Annotated in this window: 5 protein-coding genes; 1 reads left to right on the plus strand and 4 read right to left on the minus strand. The window is 71.3% G+C overall.

What is annotated here, in order from left to right; all coding sequences use genetic code 11:
* The 4 genes from EIO58_RS11740 to EIO58_RS11755 all read right to left on the minus strand — a co-directional run.
* On the minus strand, window positions 1-731 hold a 731-nt coding region (locus tag EIO58_RS11740), incomplete at its 3' end, for a GuaB3 family IMP dehydrogenase-related protein (RefSeq protein ID WP_127819705.1).
* A 265-nt stretch (window positions 732-996) separates the two neighbouring features.
* Entirely contained in the window at window positions 997-2,685 is a 1,689-nt protein-coding gene (locus EIO58_RS11745; RefSeq protein ID WP_127819701.1) for an ABC-F family ATP-binding cassette domain-containing protein, read from the minus strand.
* 187 nt (window positions 2,686-2,872) lie between these two features.
* Window positions 2,873-3,157, minus strand: a complete 285-nt coding sequence (locus tag EIO58_RS11750) for a DUF2277 domain-containing protein (RefSeq protein ID WP_127819702.1) — start codon at window positions 3,155-3,157, stop codon at window positions 2,873-2,875.
* Window positions 3,158-3,305: 148 nt separating this feature from the next.
* Window positions 3,306-3,986, minus strand: coding sequence for a TetR/AcrR family transcriptional regulator (locus EIO58_RS11755; protein ID WP_127819703.1), 681 nt, complete (start codon window positions 3,984-3,986; stop codon window positions 3,306-3,308).
* Window positions 3,987-4,081: 95 nt separating this feature from the next.
* Between EIO58_RS11755 and EIO58_RS11760 the strand changes: the two genes are divergently transcribed.
* Window positions 4,082-5,574 (plus strand): MFS transporter (locus EIO58_RS11760; protein ID WP_127819704.1); only part of this gene is annotated, 1,493 nt, incomplete at its 3' end.

The following is a 5,574-nucleotide window of genomic DNA, read 5'->3' on the forward strand; positions in this document are numbered from 1 at the left end:
CGCGCACCGGCGACGTCGGCGACCGCCGTGGCCATGGGCGCGTGCAGGCCCAGCGTCGCGCGCGTGGTCGAGGCGGCGCCGCCGCCGAAGCCCACGAGCACGCCTGCGGCACCCGTGCGCATGAGGTGCAAAGCCGCGGTGTAGGTCGCCGCACCGCCCACGATCACCGGCACGTCGAGGTCGTAGATGAACTTCTTGAGGTTGAGGGGCTGGTCGACGCTCGACACGTGCTCGGCCGACACCGTGGTGCCGCGGATCACGAACAGGTCGACGCCCGCTGCGACGACGGTCTCGTACAGCTCCTGGGTACGCTGCGGGGTGAGGGCGCCGGCGACGGTGACGCCGGCGCCGCGGATCTCGGCGAGGCGCTCGCGCACCAGCTCGGGCTTGATCGGCTCGGAGTACAGCTCCTGCATGCGACGGGTCGCCGCGGTCTTGTCGAGCCCCGAGATCTCGGCGAGGAGCGGCTCGGGGTCGTCGTACCTGGTCCACAGGCCCTCGAGGTCGAGCACGCCGAGCCCGCCGAGCTGGCCGAGCATGATCGCGGTCCGCGGGCTGACGACCGAGTCCATCGGGGCGCCCAGCACAGGGACGTCGAAGCTGAACGCGTCGATCGTCCAGGCGGTGGAGACGTCCTCGGGGTTGCGCGTGCGCCGCGACGGCACGACCGCGATGTCGTCGAACGTGTACGCGCGGCGTGCGCGCTTCGCGCGGCCGAGTTCGATGTCCATGCTCACGTCCCCAGCCTACCCGGCGGGATTCTCGGCGCCCGAGCCACTGTTCCACCGCCCACCGGGCCGTCGTCCGCACAGAATCGGATCCGCAGGTGCGGACCGGTGAGACGACACCCCGGTGACGGATGCCGCTGACCGGCGTGTCCACGACGATCTCCGCAACTGCGGATCCGAGGTCGTGCGCGGGCCGCGAGCCGCGGGCGCGGCGGGCTGGTGACGGATGCCTCGGCTCAGAACCTCGGGCCAAGGCATCCGTCGGCCGTCAGCGCGCTCGCGCGACGCGGGCCTCGTCCCACACCGGTTCGTCCGACTCGAACACGCGTCCATCCGACCCGAAGACGAGGAAGCGGTCGAACGACTTCGCGAGCCAGCGATCGTGGGTGACGGCGAGCACGGTGCCCTCGAAGCGGGCGAGCGCGTCCTGCAGGGCCTCTGCCGAGACGAGGTCGAGGTTGTCGGTCGGCTCGTCGAGCAGCAGCAGCGTCGCCCCCGACAGCTCCAGCAGCAGGATCTGGAACCGCGCCTGCTGACCGCCCGACAGGCTGTCGAAGGTCTGCTCGGCCTGCGCGACGAGCCCGTAGCGGTCGAGGGCGGAGCTCGCGGCATCCCTCGGCATTCCGGCGCGTGCGTCTTCGCCGCGGTGCAGGATGTCCAGCAGCGTGCGTCCGGTGAACTCGGGATGCCGGTGGGTCTGGGCGAACCACCCCGGCACCACGCGCGCGCCGAGCACAGCGCGGCCCGTGTGGGCGACGGGTTCGAGGCCCGAGCCCGTGGTCGTGAGGTGTCCGAGACGCCCGTCCGGGTCGGTGCCGCCGCGCGCGAGCAGCCGCAGGAAGTGCGACTTGCCCGAGCCGTTCGAGCCGAGAACCGCCACCCGGTCGCCGAACCACACCTCGAGATCGAACGGCTTCATGAGCCCGGTGAGTTCCAGCCTCTCGGCGACCACCGCACGGCGGCCCGTTCGGGCGCCGCGCAGCCGTACGTCGAGGTCCTGCTCCTTCGGCCGCTCGAGCGGCGGACCGGCATCCTCGAACATCCGCAGGCGAGTCTGCGCGGCGCGGTAGCGCGATGCGAACCCGTCGTTGGCGGCTGCCTTGACCTTCAGATCGGCCACGAGCGCCTTGAGCTTGGCGTGCTGCTCGTCCCAGCGCCGGCGCAGCTCGTCAAGGCGCAGCATCCGTTCGTCGCGTGCGCGGTGATACGTGCCGAAGCCGCCTCCGTGCACCCACGCCGTGCTGCCCGCGACGCCCACCTCCAGGGTCGCGATGCGGTCGGCCGCGCGCGCCAGCAGCTCACGGTCGTGCGACACCAGCAGCACCGTCTTGGGCGTCTCACGCAGGCGCTCCTCGAGCCAGCGCTTGCCGGGCACGTCGAGGTAGTTGTCGGGCTCGTCCAGCAGCAGCACCTGGTCGGGTCCGCGCAGCAGCGCCTCGAGCGCGAGGCGCTTCTGCTCGCCGCCCGACAGGGTCGTCAGCTCGCGGAACCGCGCACGCGCAAAGGGGATGCCGAGCGCCGCCGTGGTGCAGGTGTCCCACACGGTCTCGTACTCGTAGCCGCCGGCCTCGGCGTAGTCGGCGAGCGCGGCGGCGTATCGCATCTGCGTGTCGAGGTCGTCGCGCTCGATGATCGCCGCCTCGGAGTCCTCGAGCTCGCGCGCCGCGCGACGCACCCGGTCGGGCGCGACCGAGATCAGGAGGTCGTGCACGGTCTGGCCGGCCTCGCCGTGGCCGACGAACTGGTCCATGACGCCCAGCCCGCCGTCGATCGAGACGACCCCGGAATGCGGCGCGAGCTCATGCCGGACGATGCGCAGCAGCGTGGTCTTGCCGGCGCCGTTCTGGCCGATGAGCGCAGTGGTCGAGCCCTCCCCGACGCGGAACGTGACCTCGTCCAGCAGGGGCCGGCCGTCCGGCAGCGCGTACGAGACGGCGGCGATGTCGATGTACCCCACGGTGTGTCCTGTCTGCTCCGCGCGGCATCCTTCGCCGAATGGGGAGCCGACCAGACTACCGCACGCCCGGTCGTCGAGCGAGCGAAGCGAGACGAGACGCCTCGGACGCGCCCACGAAGCTCGAGGCGTTCGTCTCCGGGCGCCAGAGCGCCCCCCGCGGGGCGACCGAGACCGGGGCTGGGTACGGTCAAGCGGCGGGCGCGGCGTAGCGGCCCGACCGGATCGCGCGCTCGCGCGCCTTGGCCGCCTCTTCCTCCCGGTTCTTCGGCGGAGACACGGCGACGAGGTCGTCGAGCAGGTGCTGCGTCGCATGCGCGATCTCGTGCACGGCGCGGTCGAACGCGTCCTGGTTCGCCTTCGACGGCTTCGTGGTGCCCGCGATCTTGCGCACGTACTGGAGCGCGGCGGCGTGGACCTCGTCGGAGGTCGCGGCGGGCTCGAAGTTGTGAAGCGTGTGGATGTTCCGGCACATGCGTCCGAGGATACGCCGCCGCTCAAGCGCCGGCCACGGCGCGGCATCCGTCGTCCACGTCATCCCGTCGAGATCACACGTCGTGCGCACAGGACATGTGCGCTCGCCGACAGCCATCCATGAGGTCGTCGGATGCCGCCGAGCGACGCTACCAACGGTCGCCGCCCCGAGGGAGCACGCCGAGCACGTGGGGCAGCTCGGTCGGGAAGCACGAGCGGAAGAGCTCGGTGATCTGGGGATCCGACCCGTAGTCGTCGACGATGCGGAGGCCGATCATCGTGCTGATGAGCATGCCCTCGGCCATGAACGCGCGCGCCTCGTCGGCGTCCAGACCGACCTCATCCCGGAAGAAGCGCCACACCTGCGCGAAGCCGCGTCGCGCAGCGGCGCCGATCACGGGGGTGCTGCCGAGCAAGTACGCGTGCGCGAGCGTCTGGTGCAGCCCACGCACCTCGATGAGATCGACATAGGCGTGACCGATCCGCTTGCCCGCAGCCTTCTGCGGCGTGAGACCCTTCGCTCGGTCGCCCTCGGGATCGTCGGCCCGGAGCGCGGCGCGGAACGCGGCGAGCAGACGCGACAGAGCGTCGTCGAGCGCCGCGAGGAACAGATTCTCCTTCGAGCCGAACAGCCGCACGACATAGGGCTGGCTGACCCCGGCCGCGCGGGCGACTTCGTCGGTCGTCGCGCCCTCGTATCCGCGCGTGCCGAACACGGCCATCGCGGCGACGAGGATCTGCCTGCGGCGTTCATCCGACGACAGCCGCCTCCCGGGGGTCGTCTCGTCGAGTGCGACGGCGTCGTCGCCGTGATGCCGCGCGGAAGTCATGCTCGAAGGTTATCAGCCGATGACTTGACTTTGTAATCAGTTGATTACTACATTCCTCGTGAGAGTAATCATCGAATAACAACCGGAGTCATGGAATGACCGAAACGCCCCTCGCCTCATCCGCTCGTCGCACCCGTCCGTTCGCCATCGTGCTGGCGGCGGCGTCCCTCCCGATGTTCATGGCCACCCTCGACAACCTCGTCATGACGAACGCGCTGCCCGTCCTCCACCGCGACATGGGTGCCAGCGTCGAAGAGCTGCAGTGGTTCGTCAACGCCTACACCCTCGCCTTCGCCGGCGCCATCCTCATCGCCTCGGCCCTCGGCGACCGGTTCGGCCGTCGCACCGTCTTCGCCATCGGCATCGCCGTGTTCGGCATCGGCTCGGTCTTCGCCGCGCTCAGCACCGATCCCGGCCAGCTCATCGCGGCCCGCGCCCTGCAGGGACTCGGCGCCGCCGCGGTCATGCCGCTGTCCCTCGCCCTCTTGAGCGGTGCCGTGCCGCGCGGGCGCCGCGCGCTGGCCATCGGCATCTGGGGCGGCATCTCCGGCCTCGGCGTCGCCGTCGGCCCGCTCGTCGGAGGCGCGATCATGGAGGGCTGGAACTGGCAGGCCATCTTCTGGATCAACGTGCCCGTCGCGATCGTCGCGATCCCGCTCGCCCTCATCGTGCTGCGCAACGACTTCGGCGCCCGCGAGCGCATCGACGTGCCCGGCGCCGTCCTCGCCGCAGGCGGCGTGCTCGCTCTCGTCCACGCGATCGTGCGCGGCAACGACGACGGCTGGGGGTCGTTCGACGTGATCGGCGAGATCGCCCTGGCCGCGGTCCTCCTCGTCGCGTTCTTCGTCTGGCAGACCCGCGCGAAGGCGCCGCTCGTGCCGCTGCGGCTCTTCCGCGACCGCTCGTTCTCGGTGACGAACATCGTCGGCTTCGCGTTCAGCTTCGGCACGTTCGGGGCCGTGTTCATCCTCATCCAGTACCTGCAGGTCGTGCAGGGCTCGACGCCACTCGAGGCGGCCGTGCAGACCACGCCGTGGACGCTTGCGCCGATGTTCGTCGCGCCCATCGCCGGCATGCTCGCGCCGCGTATCGGCACCCGCATTCTGATGGTCACAGGCCTCGCGCTGCAGGCGCTCGCGCTCGCCTGGATCGGCACGGTGATCTCGGCCGACCTCGACTACCCCGTGCTCATCGCGCCGTTCGTCATGGCGGGCGTCGGGATGGCGTTGGTCTTCGCGCCGTCGGCGACCGCGCTGCTCGCGACCCTCGGGCTCGTCGACCACGCGAAGGCGTCGGGCGTCAACTCGACGGTCCGCGAGCTCGGCGTAGCCCTGGGCACCGCGGTCATGACGGCGATCTTCGTCGGCGCGGGCGGCGAGCTGCTGCCCGACCTCTACGTCGACGCCGCCCGCCCCGCCGTGCTGACCGGGGCCGCGGTGCTGTTCGTCGCGACGATCGCCGCGCTGTGGCTTCCTGCAGGGCGGTCGGCGACGGATGCCTCGGCCGAGGCATCCGCCGTCGCCGGCGATTCCGCGAACGACCCCGAAGAGGCGCTGCCCGTGGGCCCGCGCGGAGTCGCGGGGCCGCG

The sequence above is a fragment of the Microbacterium sp. CPCC 204701 genome, from assembly GCF_004010105.1.
Classification (GTDB): Bacteria; Actinomycetota; Actinomycetes; order Actinomycetales; family Microbacteriaceae; genus Microbacterium.